This window comes from Bradyrhizobium sp. NP1, from assembly GCF_030378205.1.
Classification (GTDB): domain Bacteria; phylum Pseudomonadota; class Alphaproteobacteria; order Rhizobiales; family Xanthobacteraceae; genus Bradyrhizobium.
On sequence record NZ_CP127385.1, the window covers coordinates 5386452 to 5407739 of the forward strand.

The following is a 21288-nucleotide window of genomic DNA, read 5'->3' on the forward strand; positions in this document are numbered from 1 at the left end:
CGTCGGCCTGATCTACACCGCGAGCGAGGGCGAGGCCGCGATGTCGACGACCGCGGCGGATGACGCGCGCTGCCCGCCGAATTCCAGCACGGCGGCGATCAGCGCGTCGATGTCGCAGGTATCGGTACGGTGGTTGACGATGGCCGCACGGATCGCGAGCGCGCCGTCGAGAACAGTCGTCGACGGCGCGGCGATCCCCGACTCCTGGATGTCGATGACAATGTCGCGGTTGACCCGGTTGGCGTCATCGGCACGATAGCGGAAGCAGACGATGTTGAGATTGACCGGCGCGAGCAGCTCCAGCCGTGGCTCGGCGAGGATGCGCGCTTCCAGATAACCGGCGAGCGCGCAGGTGCGCGTGATCACTGCCCCGAGCTTCTCCGTGCCGAAGGTCTTCAGTGTGAACCATGTCTTCAGCGCGCGAAAGCCGCGCGACAGATCAGGCCCAAGATCACACGGCCAGACCGAGCCGGCGGCGAGCCCGCGGGTCTCGCGCCGCAAATAGGCTGCCGGCGCTGCGAAAGCCTCGCGATGCCGCTCGCCCTCGCGGACCAGCAGGAAGCCGGCATCGTAGGGCACCTGCCCCCATTTGTGGAAATCGAGCGCGACGGAATCGGCATTCTCGATTCCGGCAAGCTGCGGCGCGATCACTGGCGACAGGATGCCGAGCGCGCCATAGGCGCCATCGACGTGGAACCAGAGACCTTCCTCGCGGCACAGCGTGCTGAGCGCCATCAGATCGTCGATCGCACCGATATCGACCGTTCCGGCCGAGCCGACCACCAGGAACGGCTGCAGGCCGGCCTCGCGATCGCAGGCGATCTGCCGGCGCAGGGCGGCGACATCGATACGGTGCGCGTCGTCGACGCCGATCATGCGCAAGCCGTCGCTGCCGAGGCCCGCGATGTCCATCGCCTTGCTGATGCAGCCATGCGCCGCGCGCGACGTGTAGGCGGTCAGCAACGCGCCCTGGTGGCCGTTGCCGTGCCGCCGTGCCGACGAGCCGAGCACCGCGGTGCGCGCCACCAGCACCGCCATCAGGTTGGCCATCGATGTGCCGGTAACGAACAATCCGCTTGCGCCGGCCGGGAAGCCGAACATCTCGCGCACCCATTCGACGACCTGCCGCTCGACCTCGATCGGCATGTGATCGCGCCCGCCAAGATTGGCGTTGAGCCCGGCCGCCAGCATGTCGGCGAGCACGCCGACCGCCGTGCCGCCGCCATGCACCCATCCCATGAAGCCGGGATGGACATTGCCGGTCGCGTATGGGGCAACGGAATCGGCAAATTCGCGGTAGACGCTGCCGAGCTCGGACGGCTTGTGCGGAAGCGCCGTGCGGAAGCGCGCGCGCACCGCATCGGGTGCCGGCTGCCAGACCGGCCGATCGCGAACGCCGGCGATGAAATCGAAGACATCGTCGAGCATGCGGTGCCCTTGCGCCCGCAATGCCTCCCAGTCGTTCGGGTCGAGCGTCTCGCTCGCTTCCGAGCGCAGCGAGGGTTCTCGCAACAATTTGGTCACGCCGCCTGCTCCTGTCCGCTTCTGCCATGACGCTGGAGCATCGCCGCGAACGCAGCGAAGATCCTGCACATCTGCGGTGCCTTGTAGGGAAAGACATCCGGCGAATCCATGTTGTGGACCACGGCCGTGTTGTCGGCTTCGAAAATCAGCAGTGATCCGTCGCGCATTTCGGCGCAATCGATCGTGAAATAGTCGAGGCGCAGCAGCGCGGCTATTCCGGCCAGCGCAGTGTGATGACGCCGCCCGAAGCCGATATCGAAGGTGCGCATGAAGGTTTCTTCCTCCAGGCGCTTGCTGGCGCTTCCGGCCATGCCGGCGTTCAGGTACCAGATGTCCCAGCGGTCGGCGACCGCCATGTGGCAGGCGTAAGGCGTGCCGTCGACGAACACCACGCGGTATTTGCGGAACAGGCCGTCCTCGCTGGAATAGTCGATGAATGGCGCGACGAAAAAATCGTCCTCGGCGCGAGCGTCGAGATAGCGTACCAGCGCCGCGGCATTTTCGATCCGCGCGAGGCCGACGCCGGCATGCGAGCCGCGCGGCCGGACGATCAGCGGAAAGGCAACGCCCATGAGACCGCCGGCCTCGATTGCGGGCGAAGCCAGCGATAGCTCGGTGCGCGAGAACGGCAGCGTCGGCGGAATCACAACGCCGTCGATCCCTCCGATAAGGCGATGCAGCTTGTCGCGATCGAGATTGCCGACCAGGTCAGGCGGATTGAGCAACGGCCGCGGCCAGCGCGCCGCGGCCCGATCGATGATGGAGAGCACGTCGCGGCAATCCTCCGAATCGGAGGCGATCACGATCGCGACGTCATGGTCGGGCAGCGACGCCGGAAGGCCGGCTTCCGGAACGACGTAGAGCACCATCAGCTCGAACGCCGAATCCTCGAGCAGGAACTCGATCGGCGTGTTGCTGCCCATGTCGGTTGCGGCGGCCAGCGCCAGCACCCTCAAGCGCGGACGGTCGGTGGCGCACGGCAGCCGGAACAGCTGATGCGCGTTCAAGATGTCGCGCTGGATCGACAGGCCGGCCTGCTTCTCGCCGAGCAGCTGCGCGATCAGCGCAAGGTCCAGTCCCTCCCCCGCATCGGCCGTGCCGTCGAGCAGCTTGCCGATCAGCGTCTGGTACAACGGACGCAGATCCTGGCCGTCGAACGCCATCTTGGCGAGACGGGCCATGCCGATACGGCTTACGCATGCCGGCTCGGTTACGCCGATCCGGTCCTCGATATCAACGGACATCAAAAGCTCCGCAACAAAACAGTGTCTGTAGCCGCGCCGCAATGCCTTGCGCCGCCGGCAGGGGGTCATGCTGCATCCGCCGCGCTCGGCGCCGCCGCGAATTGCGAGGCGATATCGCCATGGAACACCGACGGGCCGACATGATCGAGGCGGCTCTCGAGATCCGCCCAGATCTCGCCGCCGATATCGGTCCAGCGCTTGCAGAATGCGAAGTCTTCGCTCAGGTAGGTGCCGCTTGACGGGTCGATCATGCATTCGAACAGCGCAAAGCGGTTCGGGCTGCCGGCGAGCGCATCATGGGAATGCTCGCGGAAGAATTGCAGCGGCGCGTAGCCGGGATGCGCGCACATCCTCTCCAGCACGTGACGGCGGATCATCAGGAAGCCGGTGCCGGCATAGCGCACGCGGGTGAACCCCCTCACGACCATCACGTGATCGGGGTTCTCGATCTCGAGCACATAGTCGAGCGACGCCGCAGGCACGTTCGGCCGGCCCGCCTGCATGGCGCGCCTGGCCTTGTCCCAGTTGACTCGCTTGATCGGATAGGCGCCGGCAACCACATCGGCGCCCGACTCGATCAGCCGGAACACCTGCTCGGGCGCAAAGCCGATGTCGGCATCGACGAACAGAAGATGGGTGGCGGCGGGATCGTCGAGGAACAAGGTGACGAGGTTGGCCCGTGCCCGCGTGATCAGCGCATCGCCATCGCGCAAATGGACCTTGAGGTCGACATTCGACATCCCATGCAGCGCCCGCTGCAGGCGGAAGATCGAGCTGGCATAGATGCTGGAAACCTGCCCGCCGAAACAGGGCGTCGCCACCACCAGGTGAATTTGATCGCTCATGACCGCTCCGAACCCGCCAAATCGGCGCCTCATCCCTCACCAAACCGTAAATAGACGTGGTTAACGGAAAGCTAACGGGCGCCCTCGCCGCTGCCGCTACGCCACCGGCAGGAACTTGGTCAGGCTGAGCTGCGAAAGCATCGCGGTGGTCTGATAGGAGGCCTGCAGGCTGGTCTGCAGCGCCAGCAGCTCGCTCGCAACCTGGTTCTGGTCGATGCCCTCGGTCTGGCTGATCATGTTCTGCAGCGCGCTCAGGGTCTGTGTCTGCCGCGCGGACACGTCCTTCATCGTGTTCTGCGCATTGGCGAAGTCGGTCTGGATGTTGGAGATCGTCTGCTGGCCGGCCTGCGGCGTCAGGTTCGCCGCCGTCCGCGAGCTCAGGGCCGCGATCTGCGCGCCCGAATTGGTCCCCGTCGGCGGCGTCGTCACCGCCGCGAACACCGCGATCGACTGGATCATCGAGCGGATCGCCTGCTCATTGGCCTGCGCGCCGAACTGCACGGTCTGCGACTGGTCGACGCGCACGGTCGAGGACGCGCGCGCCGAGCCCGGACCGGAATTGCCGGTATACCAGGCAACCGTATTGGCGGAGCCGTTGACCAGCTTGGTCGCCGAGCCGAATGGCGAGCCGACCCGCAATGGAGGCTGCGTCGCGCTGACCGGGCCGGAAAATCCGAGCGCCCCCAGGGCCGCCGTATTCGAGCTCGTCACCGAGAAATTCGCGGCGTTGTCGGTGCGCAGCGTGACCACGCCGCCGCTGACGGTCGACGGGTTCGAGGTCCCGCTGAGCGCGTCGATCTTGGAGAGCAGCGTCTGGACGCTGTCGGTGACGTTGACCTGGTTGTTGCCGTGGGCGCCCGAGGCCACGAAGGTGATCTGCTGGCCGTTGACGGTGATGGTGTCGCCGGTCGCGAAACTCGCCGACAGCGAGTCGGTATTGGCCCCGCCGGACAGTAGCGTCGCCCCTGTGATCGGCGCCGGCGTCGTCAGCTTGTTGTTGGCGACGGTGCCGGTCGCGGTGCTGTCGGTGTTGAAGAAATTGTCACCCGCCGCAACCGCGGAGGCCGCCACCAGCGCGGTGTTGGCGAGCGTCGTGATCGAGTTCGTCAGCGCCGCGCTGATATTGCCCGCCGTCGCCGTCGAGCTGCCGCCGATCGTGAAGCTGCCCGATGGCGCCGGCGACGTCGTGGTCGCCGTCAGCTTGACCGACTCCTGCGAGCCGTCGGGAAGATTGAAGGTGAAGGTGAGCTGGTCGCCCGGGTTGGGATTGGTGGCGCCGAGGTCGACCGAGATCGCCGGGGGCGACCCGGAAGGACCCGAAATCGTCGCACCGGTCAACGTCGACGAAACCGAGCTCAGCTTGAAGCCGAACGGGGAGCCGGCGACGTCCTCGGCGACCTGCACCGAGGTGGTGGTCGGCTGCGTGACCACGAGGCGCCCCAGTCCGCTGGTGCCGAGATCCGCCTGCTGGCGCTCGGCGATCACCTGCTTCAGGCCGGCCTTGGTGGCGGTGCCGTTCATGATGTCGTCGCTGGATGCGACCGCCTGCGTGTTGATGGCGCTGCCCGAGAAGATGTAGCGATCACCGACCTGGGTGTTCAGGATGCCGACGATCGAGGAGAGCTGGGCCGACGCGTTCTGCTGCGCGATGGTCTGGCCGGTCGAGTTGAGGTTCTGCGGGGTCGCCGCCGCGGCGCTCTGCACCGAGCTTGCGGTGCTCTGCAGCGACTGCAGCGCGGTGTTGGCGGCCTGGATGATCGTGTTGACGTTGGTGATGGTGTTGCCGAAGGCCGAGATGTTGGAAAGCTGCGCGCGCGCGGCGATCGCGAACCCCTCGTTGACGCCCATGCCGGCATAGGTCGTCGATTTGAGGCCCGTCGAGAGCTGCGTCGAGAGGTCGGCGAGCTGGTCGCTGATGTTGCGGACCGACTGGCCGAGGATCGAGCTGCCGTAGTTGATGCTGGAGATCGACATTCACGCACCTCACAACTGGACTTGCATCAGGCTCTGCATCATGCTCTGGACCACGGACATGATGTGAGCATTGGCGGCGTAGGTATTCTGCACCTGGATCAGGTTCGACATCTCGGTGTCGATGTTGACGCTCGCGGTCGAATTGAACTTCTGCTGCAGTGTGCTGACGACGACGCTCTGGCCCTGCTGCAGCTGCTTCGCCAGCGTCGCCGAATTGCTCTGCTGGCTCACGAACTGCTGCAGGTAGTCCGAGATGCTGGCGCTGAAGGGCTGCGAGGACGAGCCGAGACCGGTGCTGGTCGAATAATTGAACGTCGCCGAGGTGAGCTGCGAATAAAGGAAGTCGGTGCGCGTGGTGTCGCTCGGCGCGGTCAGCGGCGAGGTGTTGTACACCGAGAGCTTGGACGGATCGGAAAGCAGCGCCGCGTTGACGGTGATGCGGCCGGCAAGCCCGGTCATCTGCGAGCCCGACCCGGTGATCTGTCCGGTGTAGAGCGAGCTGCCGTCCGTGAAGACGGGCAGTTGCGCGTTGCCGCTGGCGAGCGACCCCACCGTGGTCGTCACCGAAGCCGCCTTGATACTCGTGGCGTTGGTGCCGTCGTCGACCACCTGCAGCAAGCCGCCCGCGTTGGAGAACTGCAGGTGACTGCTGCTGCCGAGCGCGCTGTTGAGCTGCGCGGCGACGGCTCCGACGCCGGCGGAGAAATTGACGCCGATCACCTGCGGACTGACGCCGGGCGCGCTCTGGTACGGCAGTGCGGTGGGATCCGTGACGTTGACGATCTGGAGCTGGCGCTGGGTGTTGGTAGCGGTGTCGGTGTAGGTCACGTTGACGGTGTTGCCTGCCGAAAGCCCGGCGACGTTGAGCTGGAAGCCCGAGGGCGGGCCGGCGACCGCCGTTCCCGGCGTGGTCAGGTTGGACAGCGAGCTTGCCAACGTCGCGGCGAGCTGGTCGACCTGGGTCTGCGCCTGCACCAGCGTCTGGTCGCGCAGCTTCAGGTCGGCGGCGATCTGCCCGGACGACAGCATGTTGGGCGCCGCCATGTCGATGGTGGCGCCGTTCGGCAGCTTGAGCGCCAACGTGCCGACGCCCGACTTGGTCGGATCGCTGTTGTACTGTTTGCTCGCATCCAGCGTGCCCGGCGAATTGAAGGTCAGCGTCGAGGCGAGCCCCGCGCCGACGAGCTGCATGCCCGAACTGGTGAAGACGCTGGTCTGGTTGGAGGAGTCGGTGACGGCGCGGACATCCATCAGCTTGGCGAGCTGGTTCAGCGCATTGTCGCGCTGGTCCATCAGGGTCGCGGCCTGCGGGTCGGTCGGCGAAAGGCCCTGGAGCTGGGTGTTGATGGAGGCGATCTGCTGCATCGCCGTGTTGGCCTGCGCCGCGGAATTTCCAATGTCCTGGTTGACGTTGTTGCGCAGCGACTGGATGCCCTTGGTCGTCGTGTTCAACTGGGCGGCCAGCGACTGCGCCGCCGTCAGCGCCACCGACTGCGCCGAGGAGTTGCCGGGGCTGGTCGACAACGCCTGCAGCGCGGAGGTAAAGTTGTTATATGCGCTCTCCAGCGTGCCGTTGCCGCCGGGGGTGCCGTAGACGCTCTGCAGCTGGTTCAGGATGTTGGAGATCTGATCGGCATAGCCGCCGCCCGAGGTTTCGGTGCGCAACTGGTTCTGCACGAAGAGATCGAGCTGACGGTTGACGCCGGTGGTCAATACCGTCGAGCCGACGCCGCCGCTTGCGACCTCGATCTGGTTCGCGCTTTGGCTGACATAGCCCGGCGTCTGCGCGTTCGCGACATTCGACGAGATGATCGAAAGCGCGGCCTGGTTGGCGCGCAGACCGGACATTGCCGTGGCGAGGGCTGAACTCAAACCCATATCGATGGCCCGCCTTGAGAAGCGTTACGCAAGGCTGCGCGTTTCAGCGCAGCACGTTCAGAAGATCCTGCACCATGCTGTTGGCCGTGGTGATCACCTTGGTGTTCGCCGAATAGGCCTGCTGGGTCACGATCAGCTTGGTGAACTCGTCGGCGATGTCGGTGTTCGAGCCTTCGAGCGAGGAGCCTGTGATCTTGCCGGAGGCGCCGATGATCGCGGGTCCCGAGAGGTCGGTGACCTCGTAGGCCCCGCCGTCGAGCGCCTTCAGGTAGTTGGTGCCGTTGAAGTGCGACAGCGTCACCTGGGCCAGGTTGATGTTCTGTCCGTTGGAGAAGGTGCCGACGACGAGACCGTTGTTGCCGACCGCGACCGACTGGAGCTGGCCGGCGGCAAAGCCGTTCTGCGTGATGGTGTTGATGGTCGCAGCGCCCGCGGAGCTTGCGAACTGGGTCAGCGCGCCGGAGGCGACGTTGAACGTCAGTCCGCCCAGCGCCTGGCCGTCGACCGAGACGTTGGGAATGGTGATCGCCGATCCGCTCGGCGAGGTCAGCGCGCCGTTGGCGCCGAAGACGAAGTTGGTGCCGACGTTGACCCAGGCAGTCTGTGTGCCGGTCGCGGTGGTCGAGGTCTGGTAGAACAGGTTCCAGGTATCCTGGTGTCCCGCGCCAAGCGTAGCGCTGTCGGTCTTGGCCCAGCGCAGCTGCAGGTTCACCGGCGTGCCGGCCGCGTTGTAGGCGGTCACCGCGCCGCCGCTGATCGATTCGTTGGTGAAGGCCGTAAGGTCGTTGCCGGTGACGGCACCGGTGCCGACATTGGTGCCGGCCGCGCGGGCTTTGGTGATCGGCGGCGTGCCTGCGCCGAAGCCGAGCCCCGCGAGGGCGGTCGTGGCATTGGGCGTGTTGGCGGTGATCTTCAGATCCTGGCCGGTGCCGGTATGCAGGGTGATCTGACCTCCCGAGACGGAGGCCGAAGCACCGGTGATCGCGGAAATCTTGTTGAGCAGGGCCCCCACATTGTCGGTGATGTTGAGCTGGTTTCCGGTGGCCCCTGATGTGACGAAGGTGATCGTTGTGGCGGGCGATGTGTCAATCGTGATGCTGTCGCCGGAAGCAAACCCTGCGGCCAGCGAGTCGCTCGGGGCGGTCCCTGACAGCTCCGTGGCGGCCGTGATCGGGGCGGCCGGCGTGGCCTGGTTGTTGACGACAGCGCCGGTGATGAAGGCGTCGACGGGCGGCGCCGGCGAGCCGATCGGCAGCGGGTTGGAGGCAAAGTCGGACGGATTGATGCCGCCCGCCGCCGTCAGCGTGCCGGCCGCCGCGGTCGTGCTCGCCGGCGTCTTCGGCTGGGTCGGCAGGTTGGCGGCATATTGAACGGCGGTCGTCGCCTGCGCCGGGATGAAGTTGTTCTGGAATTGGAGCACCTGCGGCACGTTGCCGGTCGGATTGCCGGTCTTCGGATCGACGGTAACGCCCATCAGGTAGTAGCCGGCGCCATTGATCAGATTGCCGTTGGCGTTGACCTGGAAGTCGCCGCGCCGCGTGTAGTCGGTGACCCCGCTGAACACCGGCACGTTGTCGACCACCGACGACGCCTTCTGCACCGAGAAGAAGCCGTCGCCATTGATCGCCATGTTGGTCGCGACCGTCGAGGCGGAAACCGTGCCCTGGGTGGTGATGGTCTGCTGCGCGAATGCCGTCACGCCGCCGGCGACCTGCCGGGCCGGCGTGGTGGAGTCGGGGATCAGGTCCACGAAGCTGGTGCCGATACCCTTGTAGCCGGTGGTCGAGGCGTTGGCGATGTTGCCGGAAATGTTCTGCAGCGCGAAGGACTGCGCCTGCAGGCCGCCAACCGATGTGTTCAGCGCGTCGAAGATACCCATAACATTGTCTCCACATTGATCCGGCGGCCAGACGATCGGCAGATGCCATGGCCGCACTCGAGGGAGACTGTCGCAAGCCGCATGCCAGAATGGAAAATCGCGATATTTCAGGCGCTTGAATAAAAAGGCCCCGGTTCGAGAACCGGGGCACAATTGCCGGGCGGGCAACAATTGCCGGGCACGGCCGGCCTGTCGGGGGGCGAGATGCGCTAGCTTGCCGAGGCGGCCGCGGGGTGGAACACGAGCGCGTAGCCGTCCATGCAATAGCGCAGGCCGGTCGGCTTCGGGCCGTCGTCGAAGACGTGGCCGAGATGGCCGCCGCAGCGCCGGCAATGCACCTCGGTGCGCAGCATGCCGAAAGTGCGGTCCTCGGTCTTGCCGACCGCGTTGTCGAGCGGCTGGTAGAAGCTCGGCCAGCCGGTGCCGCTCTCGAATTTGGTTTCGGAGGAAAACAGCGGCAGGTCGCAGCCGGCGCAGGCGAAGGTACCCTTGCGATGCTCCTTCAGAAGCGGGCTCGACCAGGGCCGTTCGGTGCCGTGGTTACGCAGGATCTCATATTGCTGCGGCGTGAGGTGCGCGCGCCACTCGGCCTCGGTCTTTTCGACCTCGAACTTCTCGGTGGCGGCATTGGCGGGCGCGGCCTTGAGCCAGCGCAGGCCGACAAGGCCGAACAGGCCGGCTACCGAGGCGAGCAGGATGCGGCGATCGATCATGGGGGGTCTCCGTGGGCGGCGCAACGACGCGCTTTCGTTGCGAGATACGGCGGTTCCACGCGCAAAGTTACATCGGGGCCGAGAGAAATTTCTCACAATCCCGCGAGATCAGCGCCCGTCCCGCGCCTCGCCCTCTCCGGAATTCGCGGGCGCGCGCGCCGGCGGCCGCGGCGGTGCCGGTCGCGGCCGGGCGACCTGCGGCCGGCGCGGGCCACGCGTGCCGGCCTGCCGATTGGCCTCGGCCAGCCGCGCCTCGCGGATCCGCTCCTGCGCCCGCGTCCGTTCGCGGTGACGGGCCAGAGCACCGGCGGTCGCGGCGCTGCCGCGGCCCCACAGATGGATGAAATAGCCGGCGACGCGCCCCGTCGCGCCGCCAGCCCAGACCAGCTCGAATGGCGAGAACAGCCGCCAGCGGTCGTCGCCCCACAGGATGCTGCGGGCGATCAACTGGCCGGCCATCGCCGAGGTGTTCAGTCCCTGATGGCCGAAACCGCTTGCGACCCACAGGCCACGGCGCAGCTGGCCGATCTGCGGCATGCCGTGCACGGTCTGGCCGATGGCGCCGCCCCAGGTCTCCGCAATCTCCACGTCGCCGAGAGTGGGGAATATGCCGCGAATCCGCCGCCTGATGCGGCCGGCGAAATAATGCGGCGGCATCGGCCAGGTGGTCTCGGGGCTCGACCACATCAGCCGGTCGCCGTCCACGACGCGGAAATGATCGATGCCGTCGGTGTCGCCGACCGAGCCCTTGAACGCGATTGTCTCCTGAAGGCGCTCGCCGAGCGGCGCCGTCACCGCGGCGTAGCGCCAGACCGGCAGCAACGTATCCGACAGGCGGCGCAGCGTCGCACCGAGATGGACGTTGCCGGCGAGCACGATATGGGACGCGCGCAGCCGCGCCGACGGCGTGACGATGCGCTTGCGGATGCCGGAGGCGTCGATCGAGACCACCGGCGTGTCCTCGAAAATGCGGGCGCCAGCGCGCCGGGCGAGCCGGGCCAGGCCATGGACATAGTTGCGGCCGTCGATCTGGAACGCCTTCGGATAATAGATGCCGTGGAAATAGCGGCCGGACTTGAGCTGGTCGCGCACGCGCTCGACCTGCCAACCCTCCACTTCGGTGTCAAAATCCTCGTTCAACACCTGAAGGCGGCTGATCAATTGATCGCCGGCATCGACATTGGAGACTTCCAGCACACCCTCGCTGAGCCCGATGCCCGGCATCACCTCCTCGGTGGCGTGGGCCCGGACGAAGTCCGCGCCCTCCTTCGACAACGCCCAGAGTTCGCGCGCGTCCTCGAAGCCGATGCGCTCGATCAGCGGCCCGAGCGGCAGGCTGAAGCCGGGCATGACCGTGCCGAGCTGATGGCCGGACGCGTTCCAGCCGACATGCCGGCCTTCGAGCACCGCGACGCTGGCGCCGAGCCGCGCGGCCTCCAGCGCGACAGTCAGCCCGGCGAGGCCCGCGCCGACGATGCAAATATCGACGTCCAGGTCGAAGGAAAGCCGCGAACGCTCATGCGGCACTGCAGCATCCGCATCCCCAGCCGCGCCGGTCGAGTCTTCGCTCATCTCTTCCTCTTACGGGCCCCGTGCGCGCTTGTCACCTTGTCCTTCGTCGCCTTGTCCTTAAGCTAGAAGCTGTACATTAATCGGAACTGGCGGTCCGATTCTGACATTCGCTCCCCGCGCCTTGGGAGGCACGTTTGCGAATGTTGGAAGCAAAGGACCACCGGCAAATTATTGATGCGAGTGGAGGTTTCGATTTGACGTTGGTATGAGGAAAGCGTGGCAAATGCGTCGCGAACATCAAATCCGGTCCACCAGAAACCAATCGAGGCGACGTCATGCGACGACTGATGCTGCTGCGTCACGCCAAGACCGAAAGCGAGGCGCCGTCCGGCCGTGACCGGGATCGCCGGCTCGACGAGCGGGGACTGCGCGACGCCGCCGAGATCGGCGGCTGGATCGGCCGCAATCCACCCTTTCCCGATGCCATCATGGTTTCGCCAGCGGTGCGGGCGCACCAGACCTGGGACCTCGCCTGGGCCGCAATGAAAGGACTGGCGCCGAAGCCGCATGTCGAGCTTGTTCCGGACCTGTATGGCGCGGAACCGACCCAGCTGCTCGAGACGATCCGCATGGCCGCGGTCTCCGACCCGAAGCGGCTGATGCTGGTCGGCCACAATCCGGGCATGCACGAGCTGGCGATGATGCTCGCCGGCAGTGGCGATGCGGCCGGCCGCAAGGCGCTCGCCGACAACCTGCCGACGTCGGGGCTCGTCATCCTCGATTTCGACACCGGCGACTGGGGCCACGTCGGCTTCCGCCGCGGCCGCCTGGTGCAATTCGTCAGCCCGAAGCTGTTGAGGCAGACTTAAGGCCCGCATCACCGCCCGCCAAACCGTGCTAGCTTCATGCCGGAGAGGGAGGGCGCAACAAGATGTTCAAATCAATTCTCGTGCCGATCGATCTGGCTGACACCGATCTGGCGAAACCCGCAATCGCAACCGCAGCCACACTCGCCAACACCTGGAACGGCTCGGTCCGTCTGCTCAACGTGCTGCCGATGACGCCGGTGATGCTCGCCGAATATGTTCCGGCGGATTTCGACACCCAGCAGCGCGACACGTCGGAAGAAGCGCTTTCGATCGTGGCGCGGGAATCCGGCATCGAGGCTTCCAGGATATCGGGCGTGGTGCGCCAGGGCGGCATCTATCACGAGATCCTGGAAGAAGCCGCGTCGATGAAGGCCGACCTGATCGTGATGACCTCGCACCGGCCGGCGATGCGGACCTATTTCCTCGGCTCCAACGCCGGCCACGTCGTGCGCTATGCCAAATGCTCGGTGCTGGTGGTGCGGCACTAAGCACGACGAGATCAGGTTGAATCGTCATCGCGCTTTAGGTTCTTGATTGAGCATGATCTCCGCGCAAACGCGTTTCGCGTTTGTCGCGAGGGAAAACCGCTACACACTTTTCCGGATTATGCTCTGGCCTTCAATTGTGCCGTCCAGGCTGATCTTGGAACCCGGACGAAACGCCTGATTCCGGGATCAGCGTTTGCCCTTGGACTCGTTCAGGGTGACGGCGGCGCGAATGAGCGCCTTCAACGCCTTTTCATCGATCCTGGCGCCCTCCTGAAAATCGATGGCGCGCCTGGTGTTGCCTTCGAGGCTGGAGTTGAAGAGCCCTGAAGGGTCCTCCAGCGCGGCGCCCTTGGCGAACGTCATCTTCACGACGTTCTTGTAAGTCTCGCCGGTACAGATGATTCCGGCGTGCGACCACACTGGAACCCCCCTCCACTTCCACTCCTCGACGACGTCAGGGTCGGCTTCCCTGATCAAGGTGCGGAGCCGGCTGAGCATCTTGCCCCGCCAGTCGCCCAGCTCCTTGATTCTCGCGTCGATCAGGAGAGATGCAGACTCCCCTCCGGCCTCCTCCTTGGCGGTGCTCTTCGTCTTCTTCACGGTTGCCGTCGCTCTCTTCATGGTCGTTCTCGCTGGTGTGGTGGCCTTCGCTTCTAACCGGCGGCGTCTCGTACCCCGCGCCACTTCGCGGCATATGGCAACGCGAACAGGTACAGGCCGCTGAGCAGCAGCAGCACGAGCGGGAACAGCGCCAGCAGGCCGACCCAGACCGCTTGCACATTCTGCACGAGCGCCACCACGTTGACGATGACGGCCGCCGTGAAGGCAAGGGACAGCCAACGGTGAAGCTGTCGAATCCACATGTTCCAGTTCAATCGAGATCTCCTTCCGATGATGCAGCGCGACGCGGCGGGCTTCAGTCCGCCCGCGCCATGACCTGCTCCAGCTTCGTGAAGAACTGCTGCCACCCCAGCCTGGCGCCGCCGTAGGCCTGCTTCTGATCCGGCCGGAAGCCCGCCTGCTCGACGCGCAGATGGGTGCCGCTGCGCGTTGGCGTGAGCGTGAAGGTCACCACGCTTTGCAGGTTGTAGGCCGCGTCGTCGTGGGCAAAATTCCAGGTGTAGGCCAGCGTACGCTGCGGCTCGATGGCGAGCACCTCGCAGTCCAGCACGCCGCCCCAGTCGCCGCGAAGATTGAAGCGGTGCCCCACGACGGGCGCGAAGTCATTCTTCATCAGCCACTCCTCCATCAGGTGCGGTTGCGTCAGCGCGCGCCAGATCTTCTCCGGCGGAAAAGGGATTTCCCGTTCGACAATCACGGAAAGCGTTTCGGCCGTGGCGTTGTTCATTGGTCCATCCTTTTCAGCAGATCTTCGAGGTCGTCGAACCGGCTTTCCCAGAACCCCGCCATCCGGCTTGTCCAGTCGATCAGCGGCGCCAGGGCGCCGAGCTGCGCGCTATAGTGCGTCTGGCGGCCTTCATGGCGGTCGCGCACCAGCCCGGCCTGCTTCAGGAGGCCGAGATGCTTCGAAACGGCGGGCTGCGACACCCCGGCCCGGGCCGTCAGGGCCCCCACCGTCTGCTCTCCGTCGCGGCACAATCGCTCGAAGATCGCCCGCCGCGTTGGATCGGCGAGCGTTCTGAACAGCACATCGTGGGCATCAGGCATTGCGATCAATAACCGGCTAGTTATTGATCGACGTATAACCAAATGGATATGGATTAGTCAAGCGCCGGCGGCGCGATCCGCCGCTCCGCCAGGCATGATCCGGAAAAGTGTGCAGCGGTTTTCCCTCGCGACAAACGCGAAACGCGTTTGCGCGGAGATCATGCTCAATCAAGAATCTGGAGCGCGATGACGATTCAACCTGATCTCGTCGCGCTTTAGGGGCGCAGATGCCATTCGCCCTTCACGGCGGGCTCGATCTGGCTGCGCATCAGGCCGATGTCGCGGAGCTCGCGGTCATCTAGGCGATGCAGGGCCCTGATTGCCTCCCGGCGCATCCAGTGCACGGCGAGGCGGCTGACGCATCGCGCAAACCATCCGGAGCGTTGGCGGGCCGAATGCCGGGCGGCAGACCGATCGCTGGGCATGAAAATCGTCGTCATCCTGCTTCTCCGAATGTCCCGCGGCAGACGGATGCCGTCGGCGCAACCGCCTTCCGGTTGCACGTGGTGAGCGAGGAAGGCCTGCGCATTGCTCGCGACATCAGCGGGGTTGTTTCGGAGTAGATGATCCGATAATTGTCTCGGTTCAAGAGAAACATTGATCTCGGTGCAATAATGTCGCGCTACGAATATCTGAAGCTGGCCGACGCCGTGGCCGCCGAGATCGCCGGCGGCACGTTGAAGCCCGGCGATCGCCTGCCGCCGCAGCGAAGCTTCGCCTATGAGCGCAACATCGCCGTCTCCACGGCGAGCCGGGTCTATACCGAGCTGTTGCGCCGCGGACTCGTGGTCGGCGAAGTCGGCCGCGGCACCTTCGTTTCCGGTGAAGCGCGGCGCGGCGTGGCCGCGCCTTCGGAGCCGCGCGGGGTACGCATCGACCTCGAATTCAACTACCCGCTGCTGCCGGTGCAGGCGGCGATGATTGCACGGAGCCTGCAAGGCCTGCAGCGGCCGGATGCGCTCGAGCTTGCCTTAAGGCCAGCCGCCAGCAACGGCACAGCGGCGGCGCGAACCGTGTCGGCGGCTTATCTCGCGCGCAAAGGCTGGTCGGTGGACCCGGAGCAAATCGTCTTCACCGCCAACGGCCGGCAGAGCATGGCGGCGGCGCTGGCCGCGCTGGTGCCATCAGGAGGGCGATGCGGCGTCGAGCCCCTCACCTATCCCTTCATCAAGGGGATTGCAGCCCGGCTCGGCGTGACGCTGGTGCCGCTTGCGATGGACGAGGACGGCGTGCGTCCCGATGCCGTTCAGAAGGCGCATCGCGAGGCACGGCTCTCCGCGCTCTATCTTCAGCCGATCCTGCACAATCCGCTCGGCATCACCATGCCGCCGGCACGCCGCGCCGAACTGCTGCGCGTCGTCGAGAAGCTCGACCTCACCATCATCGAGGACGCGGTCTACGGCTTTCTCGAGGACGAGGCGCCGCTCGCCGCGCAGGCGCCCGACCGGTGCGTCCTGATCGAGAGCCTGTCGAAGAAGGTCGCGCCCGGCCTCGCGCTCGGCTTCATCGTCTGTCCGCCGCGCCTGCGCGAAAGCATCATGGCCGCGATCCGCTCGGGCGGATGGACCACTTCCGGCTATGCGCTGGCGGCCGGGCAGCGGCTGATGGATGACGGCACGGCCGCCGAACTGTCGCGGCTCAAGCGCATCGACGCCGCGGAGCGCCAGCAGATGGCCGCGGAGCGCCTTGCCGGTTTCGAGATCAAGGCGAACCCGAAATCCTATCATCTGTGGCTGACCCTGCCGCCCTACTGGCGCTCGCAAACCTTCGTCGCCGCGGCGGCGCGGCGCGACATTGCGCTGACGCCTTCGACGACATTCGCGACAAGCCCGGGGCACGCGCCGAACGCCGTCCGCCTGGCGCTGGCCGCGCCGCGGCTCGAGCAGCTCGACAGCGGCCTGCGGACGCTGGCGGGACTGCTGAACGCAAAGGAGGAGGATTTCGACTCGACCGAATAGAGTCTGGGCAGCGAACGTCAAATCCGCTCCATTAGACCGGCCAGTCCGCGATGAAGCCCTTGGCCTTGTAGGGCTCGATCTTGTCCCACTCGGCGAGCATGCGGCGGGAGAATTCGGGGTGCGTGTGCCAAAGCGCGCGTGGCACGTCGAAGCAGTCGACGGTGACCAGCATCTTGGTCACTTCGGGCCAGTGCCGCTGCAGCGTCATCGGATAGCGCCGTGCGGTCCAGCTGTTGCCGAGGCAGATGGCGCTGCGGATATTTTCAAGCCCGAGCGCCGCATCGATGACGGGCAGCGAGAAGATCACGTTCTCGCCGGTGTTGAGCGCGCGATGCTCCTCCAGGATGATCGCGTCCGGAATGCCGCACGCCACCATCGCCGCCTTGATGATCGCGCATTCGGAAAGCTCCGACCCGGCCGTCACGCCGCCGCTGACGATCGCCCAGCGGAAAAACCCGTCGCGATAAAGCTCGAGCGCCGCTGCGACGCGCGCGGCAACGTCCTCGCGCGTGCCGAATACGAACAGCAGATCGGCAGGCTTGAGCTCGGTCGCGACCAGGTGCTTCGCATTGATCTCGGCGATTTCCGCCGGGCTCGGCCTGCGATCGTTCATGGGCGCAGCACCATGCCCTGCGGCCGTCGCACCGCGAACTCACGTTTGATTGCCAAACAAGACAGCTATGGCAGCAGCGCGTCGGGCAGATGGTCGAATCCGTACGTCAGCGGCCGGTTGCGCCGGATGAAGCCGCCGACCTGCCAGCTGAACAGCGCCGCGAAGCCAACGAGGAACAGCGCGCCGGTCCATTCGCCGGTCGTGAGCGCGCGGACCAGCAGGCCCGCCATCGCGAGCGCCAGCAGCACGACCACGATCAGCGCCGCGGCATAGATTCTGGCGTTGAGCCCGCCGGTCAGCACCGCCCTGCTCCCGGCGGCCGCCATCCGCGCGTGCAGGCCGACGATGAAGACGCGATAATCCTTGTCCTGCGGCGCCATCAGCGCCGCGGTCTGCCAGGTGGTCGAGAGGATGGCGAGGCGGCCGCCGTCTTCATGGCGGATGTCGGCGCGAAAGCGGCGCGACTGCATCGACACCGGCCGATAGGACAGCCGGATCGCGGCGATTTGCGCATAGGGCCAGGTTCCGGAACGGCCGGCGATATGCCAGGACAATCCGCCGTCGGTCAGCTCGAATTGATGCGCCGATCCGATCAGCGAGGCCTTGTAGGCGTAGCGGATGGTCGGTGCGGCGGCGTGATCCGGAAGGGCGTCAGTCATGAATCGCAGTCTAGCGCGCCATGCAGGCCCAGAAGAAGGCGAGCGCCGCGATCGCGCCGAGCGCGAGGCGCACGCGATGCAGCACGCCCCATTTGACGATCAGCGCGCGCGATGCGGCGCCGGCATCGCCGAGCGCGGTCGCGACCAGCGCGTCATTGGTGGGCTTGATGGCAATCAGCGTCCATGGCCACGGCAGGATCATCGCGACGGCTCCGACCAGAAAGCCGGGATGCGCGAGCTGCCAGAAGGCGATCACGCCGAGCGCGCATCCGATCAGCGCCAGCGGGGCCTGCATCGCGGTTCCGCGGTGATAGGACGGTTTCCATTCGCAGAGCAGCGCGCGGTCGTCCAGCACGAGCCGCGCGGGCTGCTCGACCACGCTCACATAGAGCGCAGCGCCGGTGAAGATCGCAGCCGCCATCAACGCCAACAAGCCGATCGCCATCTGCTGCTCCCTCCCGCGGGGAAAACCACGTCAAGGTGAGCGCGGGCGCACCGCCTCCCTTGCGTGGCAAGCAGGCTTCATCCTACAAATCGGCGACACTGATTTGAAGCCTTGCCCGAAAAGCGCGTATCCGCGAAAGCGTCCTCATGGCCGAGACAACCTATTTTCCGCGCCGGCTGATCCTTGCGGGCGCGCTGATTTCAGGCGTGCTGCTCGCGCTCGCGGTCCACATGCTGGGCGCGCGCTACGGCCTCGATCTCGGCGGGCTGTGGCGGTCGGATATGCGCGACTTCATGCCCGCGGGCGCCGCGATCGCCTGGTGGCTGATCGCCACCGTCGGCTTTTCCGGCGGCTATTTCACCGCCAACATCATGCGCGGCGCGGTTTCAGGCCAGATCCCGCAGCGGATGCGGCAGTTCCTGATCGCGGTCGGCGTCCTGATCCTCGCTGGCGCCGGACAGGCAGCTTCCGCGCCAAGCCCGCTGCCGACCGTTTCCGGCGTGCTGGCCGGGCTTGCGGCGCTCTGCCTCGGCGCGGCGATGGCGTTCTGCGGCGCCTATTTCGCGCTCCGCAAGGCGTGAGGTCGCAAGGTCCCCTCAGGCCCCGCCTGTCGGGCGACCGGACTGCGTGACAGCATCGCCTCGACCTCGGACGCCGGCCGCGGCTTGCTGAACAGATAGCCCTGCGCCTGGGTGCAGCCCTCGCGGCGCAGCAGTTCGAGCTGGGCCGCAGTCTCGACACCCTCCGCCGTCGTCGTGATCCCGAGGCTCTTGCCGAGCCCCGTCACCGCGCGGACGATCGCCATCGAATCGCTGTCGGAGGTGAGATCGTTCACGAAGGAGCGATCGATCTTGATCTTGTCGAACGGAAAGCTGCGCAGATAGCTCAGCGACGAATAGCCGGTGCCGAAATCGTCGAGCGAGATCCGGACGCCGTTCGCCCGCAGCTCATGCAGCATCGCGAGCGTCGTCTCGCTGTTCTGCAGCAGAACCGATTCCGTGATCTCCAGCTCGAGCCGTTGCGCCGGCAGGCCCGATTCATCGAGCACGGCCATCACCGAAGACACCAGGTTCGGGTTCCTGAACTGCACCGGCGAAAGGTTGACGGCAACGCCGACCTCCTGCGACCAGCCGGCGGCCTCGTGGCAGGCGGTGCGCAGCACCCAGTCGCCAAGCTGCAGGATCAGGCCGGTCTCCTCCGCGAGCGGGATGAAGTTCGACGGCGCGATCTGGCCGCGCTGGGCATGGTTCCAGCGGACCAGCGCCTCGAATACCACCATGTCGCCGGTCGCGACGTCGCGAATCGGCTGATAGTAGACCTCGAACTCGTCGCGCTGCAGCGCGACGCGGAAGTCGAGCTCGAGCAGCCGGCGCGCCTGGGCGCGGGCATCCATTCCGGCTTCGAAGAAGCGGTAGGTGCCGCGGCCATCGGCCTTGGCGCGATACAGCGCGAGATCGGCGTTCTTCAACAGCTCGTCCGGATTGTTGCCGTCGTCGGGCGCGAGCGAAATGCCGACGCTGACGCCGATCACGATCTGGTGGCCCCCGATCTCGTAGGGCGCGGCAATGACCTCCACGATGCGGCCGGCAAGCGCGGCCGCTTCCGACGACTCGCGGCCGCCGCACAGTTGCACGATGGCGAATTCGTCGCCGCCGAGGCGCGCGACGGTGTCGTTTTCACGCAGGCAGCCGGAAAGCCGCGCGGCGACCTCGCCGAGCAGCGCATCGCCGATCGGATGGCCGAGTGAATCGTTGATCTCCTTGAAATGATCGAGATCGAGGCAAAGCACCGCGAGGCGATCGCCGCGCTTGACGAGGTGCAGCGCGCGATCGAGCTCTTCGCGGAACAGCGTCCGGTTGGGCAGGTCGGTGAGCGCGTCATGACGCGCCATGTGGGAGATCTGCTCCTGGGCGCGCTGCCACTCGGTGATGTCCTCGAAGGTCGAAACCCAGCCGCCGCCCTTCATCGGCTGATCGACCATCCGGATCGAGCGCTCCTTCCAGCTGAAGATGCGCGTGACGGTCTGGCCCGCGTGCGCCTCGGCGAGCATCGTGGCGAAGAATTGCTCGGGATCGCCCTCCCACAGGCCCGCGGCCTTCTGATGCCGCAGCAGGTCGAGCAGCAGGCGGTCCTTGAAGCCGCCGACCGAGGCGCCCATCAGGGCGGCGCAGCGTTCGTTGAACAGCAGGATGCGGCCTTCGGCGTCGAACATGCACAGCCCCTGCGACATGTTCTCCAGCGCGGTGTCGAGCAGGATCTTTTGCTGGCGCAACACGCTCTTGGTGCGGCGGTCCATCACCGCCGCGGAGAGCGAAATGACGAGGATGACGACGGCGGCGCCGGCGACCAGGAAGGAGAGCACCGCCGGCGAGATCGTCAGCCCGTCGATCTCGAGCGTCGGGTCGGGCACCAGCGTGACCGCGCCCATCGCGGTGAAATGATGCGAGACGATCGCAACCGTCAGGAGCACCGCGGCGATCGCGGCGCGGCCGAACCGGTCGCCGCCGCTGGCCACAGCGAGCGCGATCGCGCCGAACACGCAGCCCAGCAGCACGGAGGCAATGACGGTGGCAGGCGACCAGTCGATGTGGGCGGGCAGCTCCAGCGCCAGCATGCCGGTGTAGTGCATGGCGGCGACGCCGAGACCCATGATGGCGCCGCCGAGCGCGGCGCGGACGCGCGAGGCCGTGTTCGACAGGGCAACGGCAAGACCGACCGTGGTGATCAGGATCGCGAACACCAGCGACAGCAAGGTGACGCGGATCGAGTAGCCGGCGCCGTTGCCGGGATCATAGGCCAGCATGGCGATGAAATGGGTCGCCCAGATCCCGCAGCCGCTGACTGCGGCATCGAGCAGGACCCACATCACGCGCGTCGATCCCTGCGACGCGCGCGCCCGGTGAAACAGGCTGATCGCCACCGCGCTCGCCAGCAGGCAGACCGCGCCGCCGAGCGCGACCAGCCGCAGGTCGTGCTCGTAGGCCAGACAGTTGAACACTTGAACCATCGCAGACCCCAG

21 protein-coding genes are annotated in these 21288 nt (G+C 66.2%); 4 read left to right on the top strand and 17 right to left on the bottom strand.

From position 1 onward, the window contains the following. Positions 1 to 12: 12 nt before the first annotated feature. The 8 genes from QOU61_RS26195 to QOU61_RS26230 all read right to left on the bottom strand — a co-directional run bounded on the left by QOU61_RS26195 (position 13) and on the right by QOU61_RS26230 (position 11629). Entirely contained in the window at positions 13 to 1515 is a 1503-nt protein-coding gene (locus QOU61_RS26195; protein WP_502876979.1) for a pyridoxal phosphate-dependent decarboxylase family protein, read from the bottom strand. Positions 1516 to 1520: 5 nt separating this feature from the next. Further along, the gene (locus QOU61_RS26200; protein WP_289661769.1) at positions 1521 to 2705 is read right to left on the bottom strand and encodes an ATP-grasp domain-containing protein; all 1185 of its coding nucleotides are present in this window, start codon (positions 2703 to 2705) and stop codon (positions 1521 to 1523) included. Positions 2706 to 2833: 128 nt separating this feature from the next. Beyond that, on the bottom strand, positions 2834 to 3613 hold the full coding sequence (locus QOU61_RS26205) for a hypothetical protein (RefSeq protein WP_289654103.1): 780 nt from the start codon (positions 3611 to 3613) through the stop codon (positions 2834 to 2836). A 96-nt stretch (positions 3614 to 3709) separates the two neighbouring features. Beyond that, positions 3710 to 5587: a flagellar protein gene (locus QOU61_RS26210; protein ID WP_289654104.1), complete on the bottom strand. Its 1878-nt coding sequence runs from the start codon at positions 5585 to 5587 to the stop codon at positions 3710 to 3712. A 9-nt stretch (positions 5588 to 5596) separates the two neighbouring features. Continuing rightward, a complete protein-coding gene (flgK, locus tag QOU61_RS26215; RefSeq protein ID WP_289654106.1) occupies positions 5597 to 7465 on the bottom strand; it encodes a flagellar hook-associated protein FlgK in 1869 nt (622 codons plus the stop codon). A 43-nt stretch (positions 7466 to 7508) separates the two neighbouring features. Next, a complete protein-coding gene (locus QOU61_RS26220; RefSeq protein ID WP_289654108.1) occupies positions 7509 to 9344 on the bottom strand; it encodes a flagellar hook-basal body complex protein in 1836 nt (611 codons plus the stop codon). A gap of 209 nt (positions 9345 to 9553) precedes the next feature. After that, positions 9554 to 10057, bottom strand: coding sequence for a peptide-methionine (R)-S-oxide reductase MsrB (msrB, locus tag QOU61_RS26225; protein WP_289654109.1), 504 nt, complete (start codon positions 10055 to 10057; stop codon positions 9554 to 9556). A gap of 108 nt (positions 10058 to 10165) precedes the next feature. Then, positions 10166 to 11629, bottom strand: a complete 1464-nt coding sequence (locus QOU61_RS26230) for an NAD(P)/FAD-dependent oxidoreductase (protein WP_289654110.1) — start codon at positions 11627 to 11629, stop codon at positions 10166 to 10168. A gap of 275 nt (positions 11630 to 11904) precedes the next feature. Between QOU61_RS26230 and QOU61_RS26235 the strand changes: the two genes are divergently transcribed. Both QOU61_RS26235 and QOU61_RS26240 read left to right on the top strand, forming a co-directional pair. Beyond that, positions 11905 to 12438 (top strand): SixA phosphatase family protein, encoded by a 534-nt coding sequence (locus QOU61_RS26235; RefSeq protein WP_289654111.1) that lies wholly within the window; start codon positions 11905 to 11907, stop codon positions 12436 to 12438. Between the two features lie 62 nt (positions 12439 to 12500). After that, positions 12501 to 12926, top strand: coding sequence for a universal stress protein (locus QOU61_RS26240; RefSeq protein ID WP_289654112.1), 426 nt, complete (start codon positions 12501 to 12503; stop codon positions 12924 to 12926). Between the two features lie 186 nt (positions 12927 to 13112). Here QOU61_RS26240 and QOU61_RS26245 read toward each other — a convergent pair whose 3' ends face one another. The 5 genes from QOU61_RS26245 to QOU61_RS26265 form a co-directional block, all read right to left on the bottom strand. Continuing rightward, positions 13113 to 13547, bottom strand: coding sequence for a DUF1801 domain-containing protein (locus QOU61_RS26245; protein ID WP_289654113.1), 435 nt, complete (start codon positions 13545 to 13547; stop codon positions 13113 to 13115). 32 nt (positions 13548 to 13579) lie between these two features. After that, positions 13580 to 13801 carry a hypothetical protein gene (locus tag QOU61_RS26250; RefSeq protein ID WP_289654114.1) on the bottom strand — a complete coding sequence of 74 codons (222 nt, stop codon included), beginning with the start codon at positions 13799 to 13801 and terminating at the stop codon, positions 13580 to 13582. A 41-nt stretch (positions 13802 to 13842) separates the two neighbouring features. Continuing rightward, on the bottom strand, positions 13843 to 14274 hold the full coding sequence (locus QOU61_RS26255) for an SRPBCC family protein (RefSeq protein ID WP_289654115.1): 432 nt from the start codon (positions 14272 to 14274) through the stop codon (positions 13843 to 13845). Continuing rightward, positions 14271 to 14594 carry an ArsR/SmtB family transcription factor gene (locus QOU61_RS26260; protein WP_289654116.1) on the bottom strand — a complete coding sequence of 108 codons (324 nt, stop codon included), beginning with the start codon at positions 14592 to 14594 and terminating at the stop codon, positions 14271 to 14273. Before QOU61_RS26260 ends, QOU61_RS26255 begins: the two co-directional genes overlap by 4 nt. A gap of 215 nt (positions 14595 to 14809) precedes the next feature. Further along, positions 14810 to 15034, bottom strand: coding sequence for a DUF1127 domain-containing protein (locus QOU61_RS26265; protein ID WP_289654117.1), 225 nt, complete (start codon positions 15032 to 15034; stop codon positions 14810 to 14812). 174 nt (positions 15035 to 15208) lie between these two features. Between QOU61_RS26265 and QOU61_RS26270 the strand changes: the two genes are divergently transcribed. After that, positions 15209 to 16552 (top strand): aminotransferase-like domain-containing protein, encoded by a 1344-nt coding sequence (locus QOU61_RS26270; RefSeq protein ID WP_289654118.1) that lies wholly within the window; start codon positions 15209 to 15211, stop codon positions 16550 to 16552. A 31-nt stretch (positions 16553 to 16583) separates the two neighbouring features. On the opposite strand, the gene QOU61_RS26275 is transcribed toward QOU61_RS26270, so the two are convergent. The 3 genes from QOU61_RS26275 to QOU61_RS26285 form a co-directional block, all read right to left on the bottom strand. Beyond that, positions 16584 to 17165: a YdcF family protein gene (locus tag QOU61_RS26275; protein ID WP_289654119.1), complete on the bottom strand. Its 582-nt coding sequence runs from the start codon at positions 17163 to 17165 to the stop codon at positions 16584 to 16586. 65 nt (positions 17166 to 17230) lie between these two features. After that, positions 17231 to 17824 (bottom strand): hypothetical protein, encoded by a 594-nt coding sequence (locus QOU61_RS26280; protein WP_289654120.1) that lies wholly within the window; start codon positions 17822 to 17824, stop codon positions 17231 to 17233. A 10-nt stretch (positions 17825 to 17834) separates the two neighbouring features. Beyond that, complete coding sequence (locus QOU61_RS26285; protein ID WP_289654121.1) at positions 17835 to 18269, bottom strand: anthrone oxygenase family protein; 435 nt, start codon at positions 18267 to 18269, stop codon at positions 17835 to 17837. Positions 18270 to 18415: 146 nt separating this feature from the next. On the opposite strand from QOU61_RS26285, the gene QOU61_RS26290 reads away from it, so the two are divergent. Then, positions 18416 to 18850 carry a hypothetical protein gene (locus QOU61_RS26290; protein WP_289654122.1) on the top strand — a complete coding sequence of 145 codons (435 nt, stop codon included), beginning with the start codon at positions 18416 to 18418 and terminating at the stop codon, positions 18848 to 18850. Here QOU61_RS26290 and QOU61_RS26295 read toward each other — a convergent pair. Then, positions 18826 to 21276, bottom strand: a complete 2451-nt coding sequence (locus QOU61_RS26295) for a bifunctional diguanylate cyclase/phosphodiesterase (protein ID WP_289654123.1) — start codon at positions 21274 to 21276, stop codon at positions 18826 to 18828. The genes QOU61_RS26290 and QOU61_RS26295 overlap by 25 nt on opposite strands. Positions 21277 to 21288: the final 12 nt, after the last annotated feature.